18 protein-coding genes and 1 pseudogene are annotated in these 23023 nt (G+C 73.0%); 7 read left to right on the top strand and 12 right to left on the bottom strand.

Going from position 1 to position 23023, the window contains the following annotated elements; all coding sequences use genetic code 11:
* Window positions 1–554: 554 nt before the first annotated feature.
* The 3 genes from ACIQU4_RS21280 to ACIQU4_RS21290 form a co-directional block, all read right to left on the bottom strand.
* Window positions 555–4712 (bottom strand): trypsin-like peptidase domain-containing protein, encoded by a 4158-nt coding sequence (locus tag ACIQU4_RS21280; RefSeq protein WP_403732826.1) that lies wholly within the window; start codon window positions 4710–4712, stop codon window positions 555–557.
* Window positions 4713–4716: 4 nt separating this feature from the next.
* The gene (locus ACIQU4_RS21285) at window positions 4717–5064 is read right to left on the bottom strand and encodes a CU044_2847 family protein (RefSeq protein WP_403732829.1); all 348 of its coding nucleotides are present in this window, start codon (window positions 5062–5064) and stop codon (window positions 4717–4719) included.
* Window positions 5065–5340: 276 nt separating this feature from the next.
* Window positions 5341–6084 carry a DUF1838 family protein gene (locus tag ACIQU4_RS21290; RefSeq protein WP_403732832.1) on the bottom strand — a complete coding sequence of 248 codons (744 nt, stop codon included), beginning with the start codon at window positions 6082–6084 and terminating at the stop codon, window positions 5341–5343.
* Window positions 6085–6208: 124 nt separating this feature from the next.
* On the opposite strand from ACIQU4_RS21290, the gene ACIQU4_RS21295 reads away from it, so the two are divergent.
* From ACIQU4_RS21295 to ACIQU4_RS21320, 6 genes are all read left to right on the top strand, one after another.
* The gene (locus ACIQU4_RS21295; RefSeq protein WP_403732834.1) at window positions 6209–7204 is read left to right on the top strand and encodes a DUF1996 domain-containing protein; all 996 of its coding nucleotides are present in this window, start codon (window positions 6209–6211) and stop codon (window positions 7202–7204) included.
* A 99-nt stretch (window positions 7205–7303) separates the two neighbouring features.
* A complete protein-coding gene (locus tag ACIQU4_RS21300) occupies window positions 7304–7909 on the top strand; it encodes a sigma-70 family RNA polymerase sigma factor (protein WP_403732837.1) in 606 nt (201 codons plus the stop codon).
* Entirely contained in the window at window positions 7906–8637 is a 732-nt protein-coding gene (locus tag ACIQU4_RS21305; RefSeq protein WP_403732840.1) for a zf-HC2 domain-containing protein, read from the top strand. Before ACIQU4_RS21300 ends, ACIQU4_RS21305 begins: the two co-directional genes overlap by 4 nt.
* Before the next feature lie 265 nt (window positions 8638–8902).
* Complete coding sequence (locus ACIQU4_RS21310; RefSeq protein WP_403732842.1) at window positions 8903–9835, top strand: RimK family alpha-L-glutamate ligase; 933 nt, start codon at window positions 8903–8905, stop codon at window positions 9833–9835.
* Window positions 9832–10635, top strand: a complete 804-nt coding sequence (locus ACIQU4_RS21315) for a RimK family alpha-L-glutamate ligase (RefSeq protein ID WP_403732844.1) — start codon at window positions 9832–9834, stop codon at window positions 10633–10635. The genes ACIQU4_RS21310 and ACIQU4_RS21315 overlap by 4 nt, the downstream gene beginning before the upstream one ends.
* Window positions 10636–10728: 93 nt before the next feature.
* Window positions 10729–11583 (top strand): DMT family transporter, encoded by an 855-nt coding sequence (locus tag ACIQU4_RS21320; RefSeq protein WP_403732846.1) that lies wholly within the window; start codon window positions 10729–10731, stop codon window positions 11581–11583.
* On the opposite strand, the gene ACIQU4_RS21325 is transcribed toward ACIQU4_RS21320, so the two are convergent.
* From ACIQU4_RS21325 to ACIQU4_RS21365, 9 genes and pseudogenes are all read right to left on the bottom strand, one after another.
* Window positions 11580–12413, bottom strand: coding sequence for a PaaX family transcriptional regulator C-terminal domain-containing protein (locus ACIQU4_RS21325; RefSeq protein ID WP_403732849.1), 834 nt, complete (start codon window positions 12411–12413; stop codon window positions 11580–11582). The two genes, ACIQU4_RS21320 and ACIQU4_RS21325, sit on opposite strands and share 4 nt — an antisense overlap.
* Window positions 12414–12474: 61 nt before the next feature.
* A complete protein-coding gene (locus ACIQU4_RS21330; RefSeq protein ID WP_403733134.1) occupies window positions 12475–13200 on the bottom strand; it encodes an Asp/Glu racemase in 726 nt (241 codons plus the stop codon).
* A gap of 88 nt (window positions 13201–13288) precedes the next feature.
* Window positions 13289–14194, bottom strand: coding sequence for a fumarylacetoacetate hydrolase family protein (locus tag ACIQU4_RS21335; protein ID WP_403732852.1), 906 nt, complete (start codon window positions 14192–14194; stop codon window positions 13289–13291).
* Window positions 14195–14210: 16 nt separating this feature from the next.
* A complete protein-coding gene (locus ACIQU4_RS21340) occupies window positions 14211–15407 on the bottom strand; it encodes a cupin domain-containing protein (RefSeq protein ID WP_403732855.1) in 1197 nt (398 codons plus the stop codon).
* Entirely contained in the window at window positions 15404–16489 is a 1086-nt protein-coding gene (locus tag ACIQU4_RS21345; RefSeq protein ID WP_403732858.1) for a carbon-nitrogen hydrolase family protein, read from the bottom strand. The genes ACIQU4_RS21340 and ACIQU4_RS21345 overlap by 4 nt, the downstream gene beginning before the upstream one ends.
* A 10-nt stretch (window positions 16490–16499) precedes the next feature.
* Window positions 16500–18803, bottom strand: a complete 2304-nt coding sequence (locus ACIQU4_RS21350) for an FAD-dependent monooxygenase (RefSeq protein ID WP_403732861.1) — start codon at window positions 18801–18803, stop codon at window positions 16500–16502.
* A 52-nt stretch (window positions 18804–18855) separates the two neighbouring features.
* Window positions 18856–19287 carry an acyl-CoA thioesterase gene (locus tag ACIQU4_RS21355; protein WP_403733137.1) on the bottom strand — a complete coding sequence of 144 codons (432 nt, stop codon included), beginning with the start codon at window positions 19285–19287 and terminating at the stop codon, window positions 18856–18858.
* Between the two features lie 147 nt (window positions 19288–19434).
* A pseudogene (locus ACIQU4_RS21360) lies at window positions 19435–21072 on the bottom strand (AMP-binding protein); the annotation flags it as partial.
* Window positions 21073–21244: 172 nt separating this feature from the next.
* Window positions 21245–21748, bottom strand: coding sequence for an ATP-binding protein (locus ACIQU4_RS21365; RefSeq protein ID WP_403732864.1), 504 nt, complete (start codon window positions 21746–21748; stop codon window positions 21245–21247).
* Between the two features lie 244 nt (window positions 21749–21992).
* Here ACIQU4_RS21365 and ACIQU4_RS21370 point away from each other — a divergent pair, with 244 nt between their 5' ends.
* Window positions 21993–22955 carry an alpha/beta hydrolase fold domain-containing protein gene (locus ACIQU4_RS21370; RefSeq protein WP_403732867.1) on the top strand — a complete coding sequence of 321 codons (963 nt, stop codon included), beginning with the start codon at window positions 21993–21995 and terminating at the stop codon, window positions 22953–22955.
* Window positions 22956–23023: the final 68 nt, after the last annotated feature.

Here is a 23023-nt window from a genome sequence, read left to right on the forward strand (position 1 = left end):
TCTCGTTGCGTGCACGGTGTTCCCTTTCGCGAGCCCTTTCCGGGCAGGCCGGAGCGGGCGGTTGGAGCAGTGTGGGAGGTGAACCGGCGACTACGGGGCCGGGGACGGGGCGGTCAATCCCGTCCCGGCCACCGCTGCTCGCCGCGCTGTCCCGGCCGCTTCGGCGGGGCTGGGACAACGGCGGTGCGGGCGATCCGCCCGCCCGGACGGCTTCACACCATGTGGGGTTGGCGCGGGGTCCGTTCGGAGCGGGAGAGATCGCCGGTGGGCAGACAGTAGGCAACGCGGGGATGAACCCGATACAGGGAAAACCCTTGTCCGCACCCCCGCAGCCCCCCTTACACCTCCCCCGGACCCTACCCCCCGCCCCCAGGGCCCCGACCCTCAGGTCCCCGGTATCCCACGGGCCTTATGCGAGGCAGGACGAACCACTCGAACCCGGACAGCCGGAAGCTCCCGGCCGCGGCCGGGAGCTTCGGCGGCGCACGGCCGTCCCGGGTTAAGAGAGCGGCCGTGCGGAAGGGCGTCCGTGCGAGGTCATGCGCATCGCGGCATCAGCGGGACGGGCACACGCGGCCTCCCGGTCCGCCCTGGAGGTACGCCGCCCGCTCCTTCGCGGTGAGGTCACGGCCGACGGCGTGACAGATCTCTTGGACGGCGGACGCGGGCGAGGGGAGGGAGGCACTCCACAACCGCACCGAGTCGTCGGTGCTGCCGGCGGCGAGGGTCCGCCCGTCGGGGCTGAACGCCACCGCCGTCGCCTCTCCGGCAGGGTTGGCATACGTGACCAGGGTCTGGCCGGTGGCCACGTCCCACAACCGCACCTTCGTATCGGCGCTGCCGGTGGCCAGCGTCTGCCCGTCCCGACTGAACGCCACTCCGTACACCGCGTCGGTGTGGCCGGTCAGCGTGGCGCGCACCTTGCGCGTCGCCACGTCCCAGAGCAGTACGGTGCTGTCGTCACTGCCGGTGGCGAGGATGTCCCCCTTGGGCCGGAACGCGACTGAATACACCGGTCCGTCATGACCGGTCAGCTTGGACATGGCGTGGGTGCGTACGTCCCACAACCGCACGATGCTGTCGGCGCTGGCGACGGCGAGCGTGCCCCCGTCGGGGCTGAAGGCCATGGACGTCACCGACATCTCGTCGGTGTCGACGAATTCGTCACGGACCCTGCGGGCGGCCACGTCCCACAGCAACACCTTCGCGTCACGACCGCCGGTGACGAGGGTGCGCCCGTCGGGGCTGAACGCCACGGATCCCACCGTTTCGCCGTGACCTCTCAGCGGGGCACGCATCTCACCTGTGGCCACATTCCACAAACGCACGGTGGTGTCGTCGCTCCCGGTGGCGAGGGTGCTCCCGTCAGGACTGAACGCCACCGCGTTCACCGTCCCGGTGTGGCCCTTCAGAACGTGCAGGACCTTGCCTTTGGCCACATCCCACAAGCACACCGTGTTGTCATCGCTGCCAGAGGCGAGAATGCCCTTCCCGGAGCTGAAGGCCACCGCTTCCACCCCGTCGGTGTGGCCGCTCAGCGGAGCGTGTTTCTGGCCGGTGGCCACGTCCCAGAAACGCAGGGTGGTGTCCTTGCTGCCGGTGGCGAGGGTGTGTCCGTCAGGACTGAACGCCACGGATTGCACCGTGTCGGTGTGCCCGGTGAGAGTGGCGCGGGGCGTGGCCGTGGGCACGTCCCACAAGCGCACCGTGTTATCGGCACTGCCGGTGGCAAGAGTCCGGTTGTCGGGGGCGAACGCCACGGAATACACGGAGTCGGTGTGGTCGGACAGTGTGGCACGGAGCTTGCCATCGGCCACGTTCCACAGCTTCGCCGTGTTGTCGTCGCTGCCCGTGGCGAGGGTGCGCCCATCAGGACTGAACGCCACCGAGAAGACCGTGTTGGTGTGGCTGGTCAGTTTGGCGCGGGGCGTACCGGTCTTCACGTCCCACAGCCGCGCCGTATTGTCCCAACTCCCCGTGGCGATCTTGCTCCCGTCGGGGCTGAACGCCACGGCGCCCACCGCCTCGGTGTGACCGGACAGGGTCTTGCGCCACGTACCCGAGTGCACGTCCCACAGCCGCACCGTCTTGTCGGAGCTTCCCGAGGCGAGGGTGCCCCCGTCCGGGCTGAACGCCACGGAGGCCACCGCGTCGCCGTGCCCCGTCAAGGAGCGGGGCTTCTCGCCCGGCATGTCGGTATCCCACAACAGCACCGAGGCGTCCGTGCTACCGGCGGCAAGGGTGTGCCCGTCCCGGCTGAACGCCACCGAGTTCACCTCCCCACCCTGCCCCTTCAGGATGTGGCGGACCTTGCCGGTGGCCGCGTCCCACAACAGCACGGTGCCATCGCCACCGGCGCTGGCGACGGTCTTCCCGTCAGGGCTGAACGCCACCGACCACACCGTGCCCGTGTGAGCCGGCAGGCGCAGCCGCAGCGGGAGGACTGCCGCGTCGTGAAGGCCTTCGACGGACTCGGGGGTCGGGCTGGTGCGGTATGCCTGGATGGCCAGCAACGAGGCCACGTCGGGGTTCGTACTCATCAGCGCACCGGCCTTGGTGGCGAGCTGCCGTGACGAAGCCGCCTCACCCCTGACGTCGGCTCTGCGCCACTGCCAGACGGTTCCTCCCACGGCCACGAGCGCGAGGGCGAGCAGCGCGGCCAGGATCATGTTGAGGCGTCTGCTGCGCCGGATGACGGCCTGCTGGCGCTCCTGGCTCGCGGTGAGGAAGGCTGCGACGTCGCCGGGCAAGTGCCGCTGGTGCGACCAATCGAGGCCTTCCGCAAGTGCCGTTCCCGCAAGCAGGTCCCCGGGGTTGCTGCCTTCCACCCAGCGCGCGCGCCGTTCACGGGTGTGCTCGAACCACTCCCGGAAACGGTGGTCCTGGCTGACCCACTCGCGCAGCGTTCCCCAGTCCTGGATGAGTGCGTCGTGGATCAGCTCGGCGACGGGCGGCCCGGCCGGGACCTCGGGGCGGCCGGGAGTGCGGGGCGTGTGCGTCGTGATGATGCGGTGATGGGTGAGGGCCGCCAGCACCTGGTCGAAGGCTTCACCCACGTCGCGCGGGGCGTCCGGGTCTGCCGCCAGCTCGCGCAGTTCGTACAGCGGGACCTGGGCGCGGATGGCAGGGATGTGGTGGGCGACGTCCGCCGGCCGCACCAGGGAGGTCAGGATCCGCTGGGCGATGGGCCGGTGCTCCGGGGGCAGCTGGTTGAGGGCCGTGTCGCAGAACGTGGTCAGGCTGCCGGTGACCCCGCCGATCCGCCGGTACGCATCGTGGGTGAGGTACCCGTCCTGGCGCCGCTGCCACAGCTGGCTGAGCGTCAGCTCCAGCAGGGGCAGCACCGTGACGGGTGCCTGGCGGGCGGCGCCCTGCTCCGGTGTGATGGCCAGGACATCGCTGATGATCTGCTCGGGCAGCCCGTGCTGGAACCGGGCCCCCATGTCCTGCGCGGGCAGCGTGATGATGTCGTGCAGGTCCTGCTGGCTCAGGGCGCTCGGCACGTTGAGCAGACCCGGCATCGCCGCCTCCAGCATGCGGGCCAGCGCGGCCAGCTGGGGGTAGAAGTCGTCGCGCATGATCAGGATGACGCTGAGCTCGGCCTGTGACTGGACCGCCGCGGTGATCTGGTTCGTGGCGGCCAGCCGGCGCTCGTGCTGCGGGCCGGCGGCGGACTGGGCGAGGAGCTCCTCGAACTGGTCGATGACCAGGACGACGCGCTGGTACGAGGGTTCGGCCTGCAGCTTGCGGGTGACGGCCGCGGCGATGCCGAGTGTGGTGGTCTCGGGGAGGCCGGCGCGCTCGATCTCGACCAGGAGGTCCTCCCGGGGTCGGGCGAGGACCGGCAGCCACCGGTCGCTTCCCGGCAGTTCACCGGCTGCCAGCGCGGGTAGCACCCCGGCTTCGACCAGGGACGACTTGCCCGAGCCGGAGGGCCCCAGCAGCAAGGTCAGCCGCTGCTGCCGCGCCAGGTTCGCCAATACCTGCCGCACCGCGTCCGTCCGGCCCTCGAACCACCGGACCTCGTCCGCGGTGAACGCCTCCAACCCCTGGTAGGGGCACACCTCCTGCTCGGCCAGGCCGGGCCAGACCTCCCGCAGCACCTGGACGGGGGTGACGTAGGCGATGCCCTGCCCCCGCTCGTACGCGTCCGGGGCGGTGATCTCGGTGAGCATGCCGATGACCAGGCCGGTCACCTCGTCGACCACCGGGCCGCCGCTGAATCCGGTGGTCAGGTCGTTCGCGGCGGTCAACTGGAGGTAATCGCCCCGGCCCTCGCCGGCCGGCAGCAGGTCGCCGGCCACCCCGAAGCCGAAGTGGCCTCCCGGCGGGGCCTGGGCGGGGAACCCGAACGAGCGCACCGGGTGGCCCCGGCAACCTGCCGCGGAGCCCAAGGGCAGCGCCTCGGCATCCGCCGGGGTGCCGCTCAGGCGCACGATGGCCACGTCCTCGCCCTCGGGAGCCCGCCAGGCCTCCTCCAGGACGTGCCCCTCGACCCGGGGTGCGCCGGCCGCGTGCGGGAAAACCAGCTGCACGCTCGCGCCCGGCCCGGATCCGGCCGCGGTGACGACGTGCGCACAGGTGGCCAGGACGTCCCCCGCCACCAGGAAGCCCGCCCCGGCCACTTGTCCTTCGGATCCCAGGATCTGGGCCACGGCGGGCGGCAGCCGAGACGTACCGTCCCGCTCCGGCCCGGGCGCTGCGGTGCCCATCGGATCAGCCCGCGCCCTCGTGCGGGGCCGGAGGGTCGGGATCCTTCCGCGTCCACGTCATGGTCACGTTGAGGTGGCACTGGGCGCCGGTCTTGGTGATCACGGCCCCCGCCTCGACCGCGAGGTCGACGCCGAACCCGACGACGATCTGGTCGGGCCGGGCCTTGCGCAACTGTTCGAGCGTGACGCGCGCCGCCTCCGTGACCGGTACCAGAGCCTCTTGCAGGGTCTGCGGGAGCTCGTGGATCGCGTCGCCGAGACGGCCGGCCTTCACCGGCCCGTCCAGCCCGGCCGGGGCCTCGATCAGGAGACTGCCCCCGCCGCCCAACGGAATCCGTGCCAGAGGTGCCACAACTCCTCCTCCGCCCGACGAACGCGCCGACGCCGCCGGCCCCTCGGGACGAAGGGCGTCAAAGCGCCCTGCCGCCGGTGGGAACACGCTGTGGGGTCGGAGGCGCCCGGCCGCGAGCGGGAGGGCGACGGCCTGCAGCCTGCGCAGGCGGTCGACGCTCGCGTACCGGCCCTCTACGGGTCGTAACCATCATCGGCTCATCCGTCACGCGCCGCATCCCGGGGGACGTACCGTACGAGGTCGGAGGCCCTTCGGAGCGGCTGCCGCCCGGGTCCGCTACCGCGGCGGGGAGCCCTGGTGGGTGCGGAAGTAGGTCCAGCTCGTCTCGTTGGGTTCGGTCCACTTCTCCGGGGCGTGGGCGTACTCCGGGTGGCGGGCCGCGATGTACGCGCGGGTGCGCTCCGGGACGTCGGCGTACGAGCCCAGCTTGCGGCCCCGGCAGTGGAAGGTCAGGCCGCCCGGGCGTTGGCCCTGCTCCATCCACGGGAGCCACGGGGACATCCGCGTCCAGGACATGGTGCAGGGGACGCTCGGCTCGTCGGTGGTCAGCACCGTGCCCGGGGTGAAGAACTGGAAGAGCTCCAGGGCCCGGTACGTGTCGTCGGCGGAGTTGAGCGGATAGTCGGCGACCGGCAGCGGCGACGGATAGGCGAGCGGGATCTCCAGGCTGAAGCAGACCTGGTCCCCGAGCTCGGTCAGGGGGACGGGGAAGGGACGCAGCCTCAGGTTGGCCGGATCGTTCCAGATGTGGATGACCGGCTTGTCCTCCCAGGTCTCCAGGATCTCCCGGGTCTGCGGATCCAGGTAGAAGGCGGCCTCCCTGGTCAGCAGTTGGAAGCCGTCGGTCTCCGGGTCCGGGACGAGCCGGGAGACGTTGAGGCCCTCGAAGCCGAAGAGACGCCGGTACGGCTGCTCCGGGGCCCAGGAGTAGATGTCCCCGGACCACCAGAAGGCCACCTCGCCGCCGTCGAGCGAGGCGCGGGTGCGGGCGAACGCGTGCAGGAGCTCAGCGGGTGTCATGCCGGTCACTGTGCGCGGTCCCCCGACCGCTCGGCAAGCTCGCGGGCCCCCCGGCGGCGGGGCTCCGGCCGACATACGGGACGTCAGGTTGACGCTGCGGCGCGCAGCGGCAACCGTGACCCGCATGGGGAACGAACGCCGACTGCTCACACTGCTCGTCTGCCTGGTGCTCGGCATCGGACTGACGGCCGCCGTGCTGGGCGCCACCCGGGTGGCGAGCCCCGACGGGACCGCGCATTCCGGGATGAACTCCCGCGATTACGTGGACATACGGGATGTACCACCCGGCCCCCGCGATCCGTCGGCGATCGGACCCGACGCCTCGACGGGCACCGTGACGGTGGACTGCGGGCGCAACGAGGAGCGCCACTACAACGAGGACAACCTCGTGGTGTCGCCGGGGCTGCGCTCGGGCGCCCACCACACCCACGCGTACGTGGGGAACCTGTCCACGGACGCGATGTCGACCGACGCCTCCCTGGCCGCCGCCGCGACCAGTTGCCTTGGCGGCGACCGGTCCACGTACTACTGGCCGGTCCTGCGCCGGCCGGACCGGGTGAGCAGCCACCCGCACGAGAGCTCCGCCGGGCACGGCAACACGGGCGAGATCCTGCCCGAGGCGGCGGTCACCGTGGAGTTCCGCGGCAACCCGGTGGGCAAGGTCGTGCCGATGCCGCGCTTCCTGCGCGCGATGACCGGCGACGCGGTGGCGTACACGGCGGCGAGCGACGCGGACGTACGCGCCCGCTGGGGCTGTTCCGGCTCCCCGGACCGGTTCACCACCCGCTACCCGCGCTGCCCCGCCGGCGAACGCCTCACCCGTACGCTCACCTTCCCCAGTTGCTGGAACGGGCTGGACACCGAGAGCCCGGGGCACCGCGCGCACCTCGGCTTCCCCGCGGCCAACGGCGTCTGTCCGCAGGGCACGTTCGCCGTGCCCCAGCTGCGCATCTCCCTCGCGTACGAGGTGCCGCCGGGGGTACCGGTCGCCGTCGACTCCTTCCCCGAGCAGCGGCACAGCCCCAAGACGGACCACGCCATGTTCGTGGACGCGATGACGGACGCGCAGATGGCCGCCGTCGCCGGCTGCCTCAACGAGGGGCGCGCCTGCCGCACCTGAGCGTCACCCGTCCGAAGTGACGGGGGTCACATGAACCGGGCCCCGCCGGGGCGCGTGTTCTGACCGCACCAGATGGGCGAGGAAGACGGAGAGGGTGAGATGGCCGGACCACTGTGGCCCCGTACACGGCGGGGCTCGACCGATGAGGCACTGATCAGGTCGGTGTACGAGGAGCACGGTCACGCCCTGCTCGCGTACGCCACCCGGCTGACCGGAGACCGGGCCACGGCAGAGGACGTCGTCCAGGAGACGCTCATCCGCGCCTGGCGCCATTCCGACGTGCTGGTCAACGGGAAGGGTTCGGTGCGCGGCTGGCTGCTGACGGTGGCCCGCAACATCATCACCGACCGCTACCGGGCCAAGGCGGCCCGCCCCGCGGAGGTTTCCGGGGAGGCGGCCGCTCCCCCGGTGGAGCTGGACCACGCGGACTCCATCGTGGACACGATGACCGTGTTGGGGGCCCTCGACCAATTGTCCCCGGAACACCGGGACGTGCTCAAGGAGCTGTACTACCGCCAGCTGAGCGTGGCCGAGGCGGCCGACAGCCTCGGCATCCCGGCGGGCACGGTCAAATCACGCGCGCACTACGCGCTCAAGGCACTGCGCGAGGTGTTCCGCCAGGGCGGCGCCGCGGAGGGCCGGGCGGGCAATCGAATGGGCAGGCCACCCCGGCAGGGTGCTGGACTGCGGGAGGTGGTGGCATGAACCGGCAGCGGCACGAGGAGGAGGAACTGCTCGGCCCGTACATTCTCGGCGTCCTGGACGAGGAGGAGGTCCGCCGGGTCGAGCGGCACATGAGCGGCTGCGTGCAATGCCGAGAGGAGGTGACCGCGTTGCGCGAGATGGAAGCGGCGTTGGGCGAGGTGCCTGCGGAGGCCTTCCTCGACGGACCGCCACAGGGCGGTGACCTGCTGCTCCAGCGCACGCTGCGGCAGGTGCGGGGTGAGGCGGCGGGCGAGCGGCGCCGGCGATGGGGCATCGCGGGACTGGCCGCCGCGGCCTCGCTGGCCGCCGTGTTCTGGGCCGGTGCGCAGTTGGGCTCGGCGGACGGCGCGCCGGTCGCCCAGCCGCTGCCGCCCACCCCGTCGGTCTCGGCGCAGCCTTCGCCGCCGCCGGCGGGTACGAAGGTGGCCTCGGCGACCGACGCCCGCACCAATGCGCGGATGACCGTGCAGGTCACGCCCGCGGCCAAGTGGGTCCGGGTGCACGCGGCCGTGGCGGGGATCCCGCCGGGCGAGCGCTGCATGCTGATCGTGGTCGGGAAGGACGGCAAGCGCACCTCAGCCGGCAGTTGGGTCGTCGGCGGCCAGATGGGCGAGGGCAAGGGCGCGTCGCTGGACGGCTCGGCGGCGGTGGACCCGGCCGACGTCAAGGAGGTCGTGGTCGAGAACGAGTCGGGCAAGCGGTTCGTATCGGTGCCCATGCCGGTGTGACCGGCGGGCCGCGTCGCGGCGGGGGGCCCGGGCGGCCGTGATGACGGCCGCCCGGGCCCCTCGCCGTGCGCGGCCGTCCGCGGCCACGGGGAAGGTGCGGGACGCGGCACTGGTGGCGTTCACGCGCGGCGGGTGACCGGCCGGCAGGGCCTTGGCGAAGCCTTCTCCAACCGGACCGATCATCACATTGCGCTCCATGACATCCTGTGACGTCACAACTCGCCGGACGGGATCGGCGGACGTCCGGGGAATATGGGGAAGGTCGATGAGGCTCTGCTTCCTGGTGGAGGAGCACTACCGCCACGACGGAATGCCGAACGAGGTGATCCGGCAGCTGACCGCATGGGGGCACCGGGTGGACGTGGTGCGGCCGGGCGGCTCGCTGCTGCGCATGGGCGAGGTCGTGGCCTCGGGCACGCACGACGCCTGGGTGCTCAAGACCGTCTCCGGCGGCCCCGGGCTGACCCTGCTCGAAGCCGCCGCCGCGGCCGGCATGACCACCGTCAACGACGCCCGCTCGATCCGGGGCGTACGGGACAAGGCGCTGGCCGCCGCCATCGGCCGGGCCGGGGGGCTCCCGATGCCCCCGACGTACGCCGTGGCGCGGCCGGAACTGCTGCGGGAGATACCGGCCGCGGAGTACCCGCTCGTCGTCAAGCCCGCGGACGGCAGCTCCGGGCGGGCCGTGCACCTGGTGTCCGCGCCCGGGGAGCTCGAAGCGCTGCTCCCGGAGCTGGCGGGCGAGCACATGCTCATCGCCCAGCCGTACGTGGCCAACTCGGGCACCGACATCAAGGTGTACGCGGTCGGCGGGGAGCTCTTCGCCACCGAGCGGTGCTCGCCCCTGCACCCGGATCCGGCGGTGCGGGAGCGGCGCGTGCCGCTGTCGGCCGAAGTGGCCGCGATCGCCGCGCAGGTGGGGGCGGTCTACGGGCTCGACCTGTACGGGGTGGACGTGCTGCTGGGTCCGGACGGGCCGGTGGTGGTGGACGTGAACGACTTCCCGAGCTTCCGTCAGGTCCCGGACGCGGCGGCCCGGGTGGGACGGGCCGTGCTGGGGCTGGCGCGGACGGGCAGCCCGGCCGCAGCGGCGTCGGCGGCGGCCTGCCCCGTGCCGGCTCGCGGACTGCCCCTGTCGATCCCGGCGCAGGCGTCCGCGGCGCAGGCGTCCGCCCGGGCCGGCGAGGCCGCCCTGTGAGGATCTGCCTGGTCACGCCGGAGCCCGGCCATCCGCTGCTGGCCGCCGCGACGGCGCTGCTCGAAGCCGCGGGGCACCGGGTGGACTCGCTGGATCCGGGTGCGGCGGACGCGGCCCCCGCGGACCTGGCCGACGTATACCTGCTGAAGGCGCGGACGCCGCGGGCGCTGGACCTCGCTCGGGAGCTGGAGCGGCGCGGGGCCCCGGTGCTGAACTCGGCCGCGGCCACCGCGCTCTGCCAGGACCGCACGCGGATGGCGGAGTCGGCCCTGCGCGCCGGTCTGCCGTTCGCGGGCACCCGTACCCACGGCTCCCTCGCGGCCTGGGCGGCCGGCGCGCCGCTCGGCGGCACGCCCCTGGTGGTCAAGAGCCGGCACAGCCGCCGGCATGACCTGGTCGCCCGGGTCGACGACGGGGCCCGGCTGCGCGAGCTCGCGGACGCCTGGCCGCAGGAGCCCGTCGTGGTGCAGGAGTTCGCGCCCAACAGCGGCTGGGACCACAAGCTGTGGGCGATCGGGGACCGGGTCTTCGCCGCCCTGCGCCGCTCCGAGCTCGCACCGGAGGGCCGGGGTCCGACCCGGCCGCTCCCCCTGGCCGAACTGCCGCCCGGCTGGGCGGACCTGGTCCGCCGTACCGGCGAGGTGTTCTCGCTCGACGTCTACGGGGTGGACCTCATCGACACCGGCGACGGCACCCCGCTCATCGTGGACGTCAACGCCTTCCCCGGCATCCGGGGCCAGGCCGGCGCCCCGGAGGCCCTGGCGGCCCTCGCCCTGGACCGGGCCGCCGCCCCTCGCTGATCCCGCCGGGGCGGGAGGACCGGACAGGGGGAATCCGCGCCGCGTGGCGTGTCGGCGGGCCGGGGCCGCCGCGGGCGCCGTGAGGATCGGCGGATGGGCGTCGTACTGCCGGTCATCTTCGCGCTGTTCGCGGCGCTCAGCAATGCGCTCGCCACCGTCCTCCAGCGGCGGGCCGCGCTCACCGTGCCGCAGAGCAAGGGCTTCCGGTTCGGGCTGGTCCTCGACCTGCTGCGGCGGCCCGTGTGGGTCGTCGGGATCCTGGCCGTGATCGCGGCCGGGGTGGGGCAGGCCGCGGCGCTGGCCACCGGTGCGCTGGTCCTCGTACAGCCGCTGTTCGTACTGGAGCTGCCGCTCGCGCTGCTGATCGCCTCACTGGTGGCGCGGCGGCGGCTGCCGGGGGCCCTGTGGCTGGCCGTGGCGGGGGTGGTGGCCGGGCTGGGGGTGGCGCTGGCCGCGGCCTCCCCGGCCGGGAACCGGACGCAGGTGCCGGTCGACCGGTGGATCCCGGCCCTCGTGGCGTGCGCGGCCGTCGTCGCGGGCCTGACGGTGGCCGGGCTGCGCCGCCCGCCGGGGCGCGCCCGGGCCGGCTGCCTCGGTGCGGCCACCGCCGTCTGCTACGCGATCACGGCCGCCCTGATGAAGCACTCCGTGTACGTGCTGACCGAGCACGGCATCGTCGGGTTCCTGACCGCGTGGCAGACGTACGCCTTCGGAGCGACCGGCATCTGCGCCCTGCTCCTGCTCGAACACGCCATGCAGGGCGGGCCGCTGGTCGCCTCGCAGCCCGCGCTGACCCTGGGCGACGCGAGCGTCAGCGTCGCGCTGGGCGTGGTCCTGTACGAGGAGCACCTGCGGTCGGGCTGGTGGGTGCTGCCCCAGCTGCTGGGCGTGGCGCTGATCTGCGTGGGCGTCGTCGCGCTGGCCCGGGCCGGCACGGGCGCCCCCTAGGAGGCCCCTTCCTCCAGGCCCGTGATCGCGCGGACGTGGCGCAGGCTCGGGTCCAGCAGGACCGCGTGGAGCCGCTGGAAGAGCTGGCGGGCCGCCACCGCGTTCCAGTCGGCCGGCAGGAGTTCGGTCGGCAGGCCCGGGTCGAGGTACGGGAGGCGGCGCCACTGCGTGAGCAGCGGCACGTAGTGGCGGAAGGCCTCGGCCGGGTCGGGCTCCCCCTCGGCCGCCAGGCGCGCGGCGACGGGGGCGTACGTGTCGGTGAAGGCCGCGTACTGGGTCTGGATCGCCGGGAAGTCCCACCAGTCGCTCACCGTCTGCGCCAGGTCGCTGAAGGCGGCGTAGTCGGCGGCGAACAGGTGCACGTACTCGCTGAGCCCCAGCCGTACGAGCATCGCCCGGGCGTCGTCGAGCAGCCGCCCGGGGGCCAGCCACACGCCCGGCGCGATGTTGCCGAAGCCGAGCCAGGTCAGCCGGGTGCGCAGCTGGTAGCGGTGGGAGCGCTCGGACTCCGGTACGGAGAACACCGCCATGGCCCAGCCGTCGGCCAGGTCGGCGGGTTCGAGGCTGGCGAAGATGCGGCGGTCGCCCTCGTCGAAGACGGGGTGCACCGCCGGGCTGAGCCGGTACCCGGTGGCACCCCGGCGCTCCGGTTCCAGTACGCCGCGCTTCTTGAGCCGCGAGATCGCCGACCGCACCGCCGGGCCGTCGACGTCCAACTCGCCCATCAGCGTGATCAGGTCCGCGATGGAGATCCAGCCGCCGAGGCGGCGCAGGAACGCTCCGTAGACCGTGTTGATCAACGAGCTGGGCCTGAGGGGGCTGTCCGACATGATCGCCTTCCGTTGTGCGCGGTCGCGATCATATCCAGCCGCTCCCCCGCGGCCCCTGCCCCTACTGCGGAAGCGGCGTCTGCGCGTACGCGCCGGAGAGCAGATGGCCCGCGCCCGGGGCCACCGCCGGCAGGTCGAGGGCGCGCATCATCTGGTGGGCGGTACAGACGGCCGCCGACACCACCGGCTTGCCCAGCAGCTGTTCGGCCTCCTCGATGGCGCCCAGGGAGGGCATCTGCACGCAGGCGGAGAGCACGACCGCGTCGGCGTCCGCGTACTCCAGCGCGCGGGCGAGCCCGGGCAGCTTGGCCGGGTCGTGGGCGGCCACGTCGAGGTTGTCCGGGATTTCGAGGGCCTCGTAGTCGAGGACCTCGATGCCCTCGTGCGTGAGGTAGTCCACGACGGTCCGCGTGAGCGGGCGCATGTACGGGGCGAGCAGGGCGATCTTGCGGGCGCCCATGGTGTGCAGTCCGTGGACGAGGGCGCCCGCGCTGGTGACGACGGGTGCGGGGGCGCCGTTCTCGACCGTACGGGTGTGCAGGCGCTGCTCCGAGGTGCGGTGGTAGCCGAGGCCCATGCTCATGATCGCGACCAGGCAGGCGTAGCCGAGCACGTCGACGCGGGCGTCGGACAGCTCCACCGCGCAGCGGTCGGAGTCGGCGTCCATGGCCTTGAGCTGTTCCGGGGTCACATGGGTCATGCGCATCCGGCTGGAGTGGAAGGTGAACCTCTCGTCGGGCAGGACCGCCTGGCGGGCGCGCAGGATGGCGGGGACCTCGGTCTCCATGGTCACGTTCGAGCTCGGCACGATCTGGCCGATGCGGTAGGTGCGGGGCGGCACGGGTACTCCTCGGTGCTTGCTGGGCCTGCGGCGGTCAGCGGGCGTCGACGACGGGGTTGGCCAGGGTGCCGATGCGCTCGACGGTCGCCTCGACCATGTCACCCGGAACCAGGAACTCCGGCGGCACCATGCCCGCGCCGACCCCGGACGGCGATCCCGTCGCGATGACGTCGCCGGGCTCCAGGGTCACGCCGGAGCTGATGTCGGCGATGAGGCGGGCGATCGGGAACAGCATGTGCCGGGTGTTCGACTTCTGCTTGGTGACGCCGTTGACGCGCAGCGAGAGGTCGAGGGCCATCGGGTCGGGGATCTCGTCCGCCGTGACCACCACCGGGCCGAAGGGCGCGTACGAGTCCTGCCCCTTGGAGAAGAACCACTGGCCGGAGCGGCGCTGGTCGCGGGCGCTGATGTCGTTGACGATGCTGTAGCCGAAGATGTGCTCGTACGCGTCCTCCTCGCTCACCCGGAACGCGGTACGGCCGATGACGACGGCCAGTTCGCACTCCCAGTCGAGCTGCTGGGTGAGGTCGCCGTTGTGCAGGATCGGCGCGCCGGGGCCGGTGACGGCGGTGGCCGGCTTGCTGAACAGGACGGGACGGGGCGGGAGTTCCTTGTCGGTGTCCAGGCTGCGGCTGGACTCCTCGACGTGCTCGACGTAGTTGAGGCCGACACCGATGATCTTGCCGGGGCGCAGCGGGGCGGCCAGGGTGACCTCTTCGAGCCGGTGCACGGCCCCGGCCGGGCGGGCGGCGGGGTCGGCGTCGGCCAGGCGCCGGGCGGCCTCCTGGGCTGCGGGGCCCGCCTGGACGAAGGAGAGCAGATCGCGCGGGAGGTCCACGCCGGCGTGGTCGGCCAGGACCCCGAGGTCGAGGACGAGGCCGTCGACCTCGGCGCCGAGGCGCGGGGCGGCATCGCCGGTGGTGAAGGTGAGCAGACGCATGGTGGGGCTCCTGGGGTCAGGCGGTGGCGGTCGGGGCGGCGGCAGCGGTCGGGGCGGCAGCGGTCGGGGCGGCAGCGGTCGGGGCGGCAGCGGTCGGGGCGGCGGGCATCGGCTGGTGGCCGTCGTTGTCCGGGTACGCCTCTTCGCGGTGGAAGCCGAGCGAGCGCATGACCGGGAAGTCGTTGAAGGAGAACAGGCAGGCGTCCTCGGAAGGGTCCAGGTTGTGGTGCTCGTGCCAGGCCCAGGACGGGACGCAGAAGATGTCGCCCTGGCGCCATTCGAAGCGCTGTCCGGCGATGACCGAGACCCCGTGCCCCTTGGCGGCCGTGTAGATCACCGAGCCGGTGTGCCGGTGGGCGCGGGTGGCCTGCCCGGGGCGCAGCAGCTGCATGTGGGCGCCCATGGTGGGCATCACGGAGCCGCCCGTGACCGGGTTCGTGTACTCGGCGATGACCCCGTCGTACGGGGAGCCCTCGCTCGCCCTGGCGAGGCCGAGCAGGGCCTCGTACGTCGGCTCCCAGGGGTAGGCGAGCAGCGGCGAGTAGGGCCGGCTCCAGCGCTCGGATCCGTGCGGGAGCAGGTTCGCGGCGTACTGGAGCACGGAGGAGTTGACCACCTTGCCGGGCGTCTGGTGGAGCTCGGGGTGGACCTCGTAGAACCCGGCGTCCAGGGCGTTGACGAGCGGGATGTCGAGGCCGTCCTGCCAGATGACCGGCCCGTCCTCGCCGTCGTTGCCGTGCTCGTGCCAGGTGCCGTTGGGGGTGATCGCGAAATCGCGCGGGCCGACCTTCAGCTTCTGGCCGTCGACGACCGTCCAGGCGCCGGTGCCCTCGTGGACGAAGCGCAGGGCGGCGGCCTGGTGGCGGTGGGCGGTCATGGCCTCGCCGGGGCCCATGATCTGGAGCCCGGTGTAGAGGAGGCCGGCGGCGGCGCTGACGTCCTTGCGGCCGGGGTTGACGAGCATCACGACGCGGCGGCCCGCGTCGTCGGCCTTGACCAGGCCGAGGGCCTTGTGGACGAGGGGCCGCAGCTCCTCGTAACGCCACAGCACGGGAACGGACTTGGGCTGCGGGTACCAGGGCTCGATGTCGTTGGCGACGGTCCACAGGGCGCCGGCGTCCAGGGCTTCGAGTTCGCCGTAGTACGCGGTGAGCTCGGGGGTGTCGGAGACCCGGGCGCGGCCGAGCATGGTGTCGTCCTGCTCGATGGTCATACGTCCTCCTCAGGCGTGGTGATCCGGGGGCCCGCGGGCGGCGCGGTGAAGGTCACCGGCAGGCGCGGGCGGTTGTCGACTTCGAGGCGGAAGATGTCGAAGCGGTTGTAGTGGCCGGTGATGTCGTGCATCTGCTTGGGCTGGATGCACCGGCCGAGGTCGATCTCGCCGTAGACGATGCCCTCGTCGTCGACGAGCGGTTCGGTGACCGGGCGGCCGTCGGGGCCGAAGATCCCGGACAGGGCGCTGCGGGGCCGCCGGAACAGGGCGCGCAGCTCCTCGTCCTCCCCGGCGAGCAGGTCCACGATCTCCGGGGAGATGGTGGAGCAGGCGACGACGGAGAAGACCTTGCCCTCGAAGCTGTGGGCGGCGGTGCGGACGGCGATGGCGTCGGCCATGTCGTAGTCGGCCGGGGCCACGGGCAGGGCGATGTAGCAGGAGGCGTGGACGAGTTCGCCCTGTGCGAGCAGGGTGAACCGGGCCAGCGTGTTGGTGTTCTCGCCGCAGGCGAGGGCGCCGAGCGGGCCGACGGGGGTGGAGTGGACGCGCAGGGAGCTGCCGTCGCCGCCGGTCCAGGTGAGCTTCTCGGCCCAGGTCGGCACCAGTTTGCGGTGCACGCCGAGGAGTTGGCCGTCGGATCCGATGGTGAGCAGCGTGTTGTAGAGGACGCCGAGGCTGTGCGCGGCGCGCTCGTTGACGCCGATGACGAGGACGACCCCGTACTGGCGGGCCGCCGCGCGCAAGGCGTCGACGTACGGGCCGGGGACGTCGACCGAGGCGCGCTGGAGGCGCTCGAACCAGGGCGAGCCCTGGACTGGGTTCATCGTCCAGTTCCAGTAGGGGTATCCGGGGACGAACACCTCCGGGAAGACGACGAGTTCGGCGCCGTTCGCGGCCGCCTCCGCGATGAGCGCGACGGCCTTGTCGACGGTGGCGGCGGGGTCGAGGTAGACGGGCGAGGCCTGGACGGCCGCCGCCGTGAAGCGGGGCAGGTGGCTCAGGGGCAGCGGCGGGCGGCTCGGGGTCGCGCCGCTCGGGTACGGGCTGTTCGGGGACGGGCCGTTCGGGGGCAGGGTCTCCATCGGGGTCTCCTCAGTTGGCCGGCGCGGTGGCGGCGAGGCGCGGGAGCCAGCGCTGGTGCACCGGCGCGGCGGGCTGCCGCAGCAGTTCCAGGCGCGGCGGGACCCGGTCGGTCCGGGCGGCGGGCGGTCTGCCGCTGCCCGCCTGCCAGCCGGGCGCCCAGGGCGCGGCCGGCCCGCGGTAGCCCTGCGCGGCCGCGGCGTGCAGGGTCCAGAGCGGGTCGTGGAGCTGGGCGCGGCCCACCCCGCAGAGGTCGGCCCGGCCGGCCAGGATGATCGAGTTCACGTCGTCGTACGTGGAGATCGCGCCGACGGCGATGGTGGGCACCCCGGTGGCGTTGCGGATCAGGTCGGCGTACGGGGTCTGGTAGCTGCGGCCGTAGCGGGGCCGTTCGTGGGCGACGACCTCGCCGGTGGAGACGTCGATCCCGTCGGCCCCCGCATCGGCGAGGGCCCGGGCGACGGCCACGGCGTCCGCCTCGCTGATGCCCCCCTCGGCCCAGTCGGCGGCGGATATCCGCACGAGCAGTGCCTTGCCGGCGGGCCACACCTCCCGTACCGCGCGCAGCACTTCGAGCGGGAAGCGCAGCCGCCCGGCGAGGGTGCCGCCGTACTCGTCGGTGCGCAGGTTGGTCAGCGGCGAGAGGAACCCGGAGAGCAACTGCCCGTGCCCGTACTGGAGTTCCAGTACGTCGAAGCCGGCCCGGTCGGCGCGCCGGGCCGCGCGGACGAAGTCCCGTACGACAAGGTCCATATCAGCCGCGGTGGCCTCCCGCGGGACCGGGCTCCGCTCGTCCCAGGCGACGGCCGAGGCGGCGATCGGCGGGGCGTCGCCGGCGGCGGCGCGGCGGCCGGCATGGGTGAGCTGGACGCCGAGGCAGGTGTCGGACTGGCCGTGGACGAAGTCGGTGATCCGCCGCCAGGCGGCCTCCTGTTCGTCGGTGTAGAGGCCGGGGCAGCCGGGGGTGGTCCGGCCTTCGGCGCTGACCGCGGTCCTCCCGGCGAGGACCAGCCCGGAGCCGCCGAGGGCCTGGGTGCTCAGGTGGACGAGGTCGAAGTCGCCCGGGATGCCGTCCTTCGCCGTACCGAGGGCGGTGGGCGGCACCACGACCCGGTTGCGCAGGAGCAGTCCGCCCAGGGGGAAGGGGGTGAGCATCGGCGGCACGGGAGCGGAGGAGTTGACGGTGGTGGTGAACTCCTCGTCGCGCACCCGCAGGCTGTCGTACGTGACGCGGCGGCTGCGGGTCAGCAGGTTGAAGGCGAACTGCGGCGGCTCCTGGTCCACGTAGCGGCCGATGTTCTCGAACCATTCGAGGCTGGCCTGGGCGGCGCGCTGGGTGGATTCCACCACCGGGCGGCGCTCGTCCTCGTACGCGGCGAGCGCGCCCGGCACGTCGGGGTGCTCGTGCAGGCAGGCGGCGAGGGCGAGGGCGTCCTCCATGGCCAGCTTGGTGCCGGAGCCGATGGAGAAATGGGCGGTGTGGGCGGCGTCCCCGAGCAGGACCACGTTCTCGTGGCGCCAGGTCCGGTTGCGCACGGTGGTGAAGCGCAGCCACTTGGAGTTGTTGGGGAGGAGCCGGTGCCCGTCGAGGTGATCGGCGAGCAGCTCCTCGCAGCGGGCGATGCTGTCGAGGTCACTGGTACCGGGCGGGTGGTCGCGGTCCGCGAACTGCGCGAAGCCCGCGCGCCGCCAGGCGGCCTCGTCCATCTCCACGATGAAGGTGGAGCGGGTGTCGTCGTAGGGGTAGGCGTGCACCTGGAGGGTGCCGAAGTCCCGCTCCTCGACGAGGAAGGTGAAGGCTTCGAAGACCTTGTCCGTGCCGAGCCACATGTAGCGGCCGGTGCGCTCGTCCAGGTCGGGCCCGAAGGTGTCCGCGTAGGCGGCGCGGGTGGCGGACCGTACGCCGTCGCAGGCGACGACGAGGTCGTAGGAGGCCGCCAGCTCGGAGGCGGGCGGGGACTGCGTGCGGTAGCGGACGTCCACGGCGAGCGCGGCGCAGCGCTCCTGGAGGATCCGCAGCAGCCGCCGGCGGCCGAGGGCGGCGAAGCCGTGGCCGCCGGAGGTGAGGGTCCGGCTCCGGTAGGTGATGTCGATGTCGCTCCAGCGGGCGAACTCCGCCGACATGGCCGCGTAGATCTCTGGATCGGCCTGCGCGATGCCGTCGAGGGTCTCGTCGGAGAAGACGACGCCGAAGCCGAACGTGTCGTCGGGGGCGTTGCGCTCCCAGACGGTGACGTCCCAGTGGGGGGAGAGCTGCTTGGCCAGGGCTGCGAAGTACAGCCCGCCGGGCCCTCCTCCGATGACTGCTACGCGCACGGCGTACCTCCTCGTGGCTCCGGAACAACATATGTCGTAGATTTAGCGACCGTCAACAATGCTCGACATCTCTCGCGGGGAGGGTGAGGAGTTCGGGCGCCTGCGGGCCCGATTTCGTCAGCACCTCGCGTACGTCGGCCGGCCAGGGGGTGGTCCCGGTCGCGCGGGCGGCGGAGTGGGCGATGACCATCCGCCCGGTGGCGGCTTCGACGCCCTCCTCTCCCTGGACCGTGAACACGTACGTCAGGGAGCTGGAGCCGACCTTGGCGATGCTCAGCTCGATCCGCACGGCCTCGCCGAACCACAGGCGGGCGCGGTAGTCGGCCTCGAAGTGGACGCGCGGGGTGCTGCCGAAGAGGTGCGCCAGGCCCAGGCGGCGCAGCAGTACGGCCTCGGCCGCTTCGACCCAGCGCACGACGGTGGAGTGGTGGTAGTGGCCGGCGGCGTCCGTGTCCGGCCATTCGACGCGGCGCTCGACGACCACGCTGGGGAGGTGCGGGACGAGGGCCTCGGGGCAGCCGGCGGCGCAGCCGCCATCGGCCTTGACGGGTGGTTCAGCGGGTGCTTCGGCGCGTGCTTCGACGGGTGCTTCGACGGGTTGCGGCTGCGCCGGGACCGGCTGAACCGGTACCGGAGCGGAGGCCCGGGCCCACTCGCGCAGTTCGCCGCGCTGGAGCTTCCCGTTGCCGGTGCGCGGGAGCCGTGGGACGAACTCCACGGCACGGGGGTACTTGTAGGGGGCGATGGCCCCCTTGACGTGGGTCTGGAGCTCCCGGGCCGTCGCCTCGTCCGCCGGGACCCCGGCGCCGAGCACGACGTACGCCTTGACCAGCATGCCGCGCCGCTCGTCGGGCGCGCCGACGACCCCGCACTCCTCGACGTACGGATGGGCGGCGAGGGCCTTCTCGACCTCCGGGCCGGCGATGTTGTAGCCCGAGGAGACGATCATGTCGTCGCTGCGGGCGACGTACCAGTAGTAGCCGTCCGCATCCCGGATGTAGGTGTCGCCGGTGATGTTCCAGCCGTTCCTGACGTACGCCGTCTGGCGCGGATCGGCGAGGTAGCGGCAGCCGGTGGGGCCGGTGACCGCCAGCAGGCCCGGCTGCCCGTCGGGGACTGGGTCGCCGTACTGGTCCACCACGGCGGCGCGGAACCCGGGCACGGGCCGGCCGGTGGCACCGGGCCGGATGTCCTCGTCGGCCGCGGAGATGAAGACGTGCAGCATCTCGGTGGCGCCGATGCCGTCGATGATGCGCAGCCCGGTGGCGCCGTGGAACTCCTCCCACACGGCGGCGGGCAGCGCCTCTCCGGCGGACACGCAGCGGCGCAGCCCGGCCAGTCGGCCCACCGCACCGGCCGCCATGATCGCGCGGTAGGCGGTGGGCGCGGTGAACAGGACGGTCACGCCGTGCGCGGCGACCAGGTCGGCCAGCTGCTCCGGGGTCGCCTGCTCGATCAGCAGGGTCGCGGCCCCGACGTGCAGCGGGAAGACCACGAGCCCGCCGAGCCCGAAGGTGAAGGCGAGCGGCGGCGTGCCCGTGAAGACGTCGTCGGGGCGGGGCTTGAGCACGTGCCGCGAGAACGTGTCCGCGTTGGCGAGGATGTCGCGGTGGAAGTGCAGGGTCGCCTTGGGCCGCCCGGTCGTACCGGAGGTGAAGGCGATCAGCGCCACGTCGTCCGCGGCGGTGGGGACGGTGGCGAACACGCCGGTCTTGGCCGCGCAGCGCGCGGTCAGGTCCATGACGCCGGGGCCGCCGTACGCGAGAACCGGCAGGCCGGCGGGGTCTTGGGCGGCAGCGGCGGCGGTGGCGAGCTCGTCGACGTAACGGTGGTCGCAGAGGGCGACGGTGGGGCGGCTGATCTCGCAGAGCTCGGCGAGTTCGGCGGCGCGCAGCAGCGGCATCGTCGTGACGGCGACGCCGCCCGCCTTGAGGACGCCGAACCAGGCGGCCACGAGCCAGGGGTTGTTGGGGGCGCGCAGCAGCACGCGGTTGCCGGGTACGAGGCCGAAGTCCTGGGTGAGCACCTGCGCGACCTGGTTGGCGCGCTGCTGGAGCTCGCCGTACGTCCAGCGCTCGGTCGGGGTGAGGAGACACGGGCGGTCGGGGCCCCAGCGCTCGACGGCTTCGTCGAGCAGGCGTGCGGCGCAGTTGAGGCGGTCCGGGTAGTCCAGTTCGGGTAGATCGAAGTGGAGTTCGGGCCAGAGGGGGAAGGCCGGCAGCCGGTCTCTGCAGAAGGAGTCGGCGTGGGCGGAAGGGGAGAGCTCCATGGGGCGGCACCTCAATCAGGGAGCAGCGGGGGAGATGCATGGAAGTTATCTCGATAATTTTGCGCCCGTCAAGATTGCGCGATATTTCGATGGACGCCGAGCCGGCTCCGGGGCACCTCCGGGCCGACCCCAGGACACCCCGCGGGACGCCGTGGGGCGCTCATGGGCGGGTTCAGTCAGCCGGCAGGCACACCCGCACGGAGGTACCGAACTCGTCTGCCACGACGGAGAGTTCGCCACCCGCCTCGGCCACGAGCAGTTGGACGATCAGCAGTCCGCGGCCACTTTCGGCGTCCGGGTCCACTTCTTCGGCGGGGTGGGGCGGCCGGGGCGGCCGGGCCCCCTGATCGACGACTTCCAACCGCAGCCGTCCCCCGTCGAAGGTCAGCCCGACCCGCATCCGGCCCCCTGCGGCGGCGTGCTGGACGACGTTGCCGGCGAGCTCGCTCACGGCCAGCAGCAGGACGTCCGCCACCTCGGCGGAGACCGGCCAGCCCTCCAGGACGGCCCGGACGCGGGTCCGCAGCAGCGGGACGGCGGCCGGGGCGGGCTCCGCCACCCAGCGGGCGAAACCTCGGATGCGGAGGCGGGGCGAAACCGGGGCACCGACGGCCGCGGTGCGTGCGGCGGCGCCTGCGGCACCCGCATCGGCGGGGAGGGTGGCGGTGGTGAGCATGTCGTGCTCCCGGAGGGGGAAGGCGACGCCGCTGCGCGTGTCTCGTGTAACTACCTGAGAACTCAGATGCCCCGTGGGCTTGTGGTCAGCGGAAATGCGTCGCTAGAGTCGTGATTACACGTGTAACACGCTAAGCCTCCCCCGGTGCCCGCGCAAGCATTTCGGACAAAACGTTACGAAGCCCGGGCCGCCCGCACCGGACCCGCCGGCCGCCGAGGCCGCACACCGAATTGGGAAGAGCTCAATGACGCAATCTCCCCCGTCCGAGTTCGACATCGCCGACATGACCTGGCCGCCCCCGCCGTACCAGCAGCCCGTCGCGGCCGTGACCGGCGCGGACGGCGTACGCCGCTTCGACGGGATCACGTACGCGACCACCCCCGGCTACCGGCCCCGCCTCCTCGACGTACAGCTCCCGGCGGGCGAGGGCCCCTTCCCGGCGGTCGTCTGGATCCACGGCGGCGGCTGGCTGGACGGCGACCGCCGCTACCCGCCGCCGACCGTGCCCGCCGCCCTGTTGCACGGTGCGGTCCTGGGCGCCGGGCTCGCGCTCGTCTCCATCGACTACCGGCACAGCCTCGAAGCCCCCTTCCCGGCCCAGCTGCACGACGTCAAGGCCGCGATCCGCTACGTGCGGCAGTTCGCCCCGGCCCTGGGCATCGACCCCGACCGGATCGGCGTCTGGGGCGAGTCGGCGGGCGGCCACCTGGCCGCGCTCGCCGGCCTCGTCCGCCCCGGCAGCACGGACGCCGAGACCCTGGCGGCGCTGGAGGGCTCCCACGGCGTCGGCTCCGGCGAGACCGGCGTCCTGGCCGTCGTCGACTGGTACGGGGTCCACGACCTGGTCGCCCTGGCCGACCACCCGCTGCCGATGCCGACCGGCGCCGAGTTCCCCAACCCGTACGAGGCCCTGCTCGGCGTTCCCGTGGCCGAGCAGGCGGAGCCGGCCCGGGCCGCGAGCCCGGTCACGTACGCCGTCCCCGGCTCGAACCCGCCGCCGTTCCTGCTGGTGCACGGGACCGCGGACGGGCTCGTCCCGTACAGCCAGAGCGAGGCCCTCGCCGAGGCGCTGACGGGCGCGGGCGGCGAGGTGACGCTGCAGCCCGTGGCGGACGCCGACCACATCTTCCTCGGCTCCGACGACATCCCGGCGATCGTCGCGCAGAGCGTGGCCTTCCTGACCCGCCACCTGGGCTCGGGGGCCTGACCTCGGCCGCGTCTTTCGGGTCACCCCCGGCTACCGCCGGGAGGTGCCCCCGGGCCCGCGGTGTCCGG

This window comes from Streptomyces sp. NPDC090741, from assembly GCF_044769045.1.
Classification (GTDB): domain Bacteria; phylum Actinomycetota; class Actinomycetes; order Streptomycetales; family Streptomycetaceae; genus Streptomyces.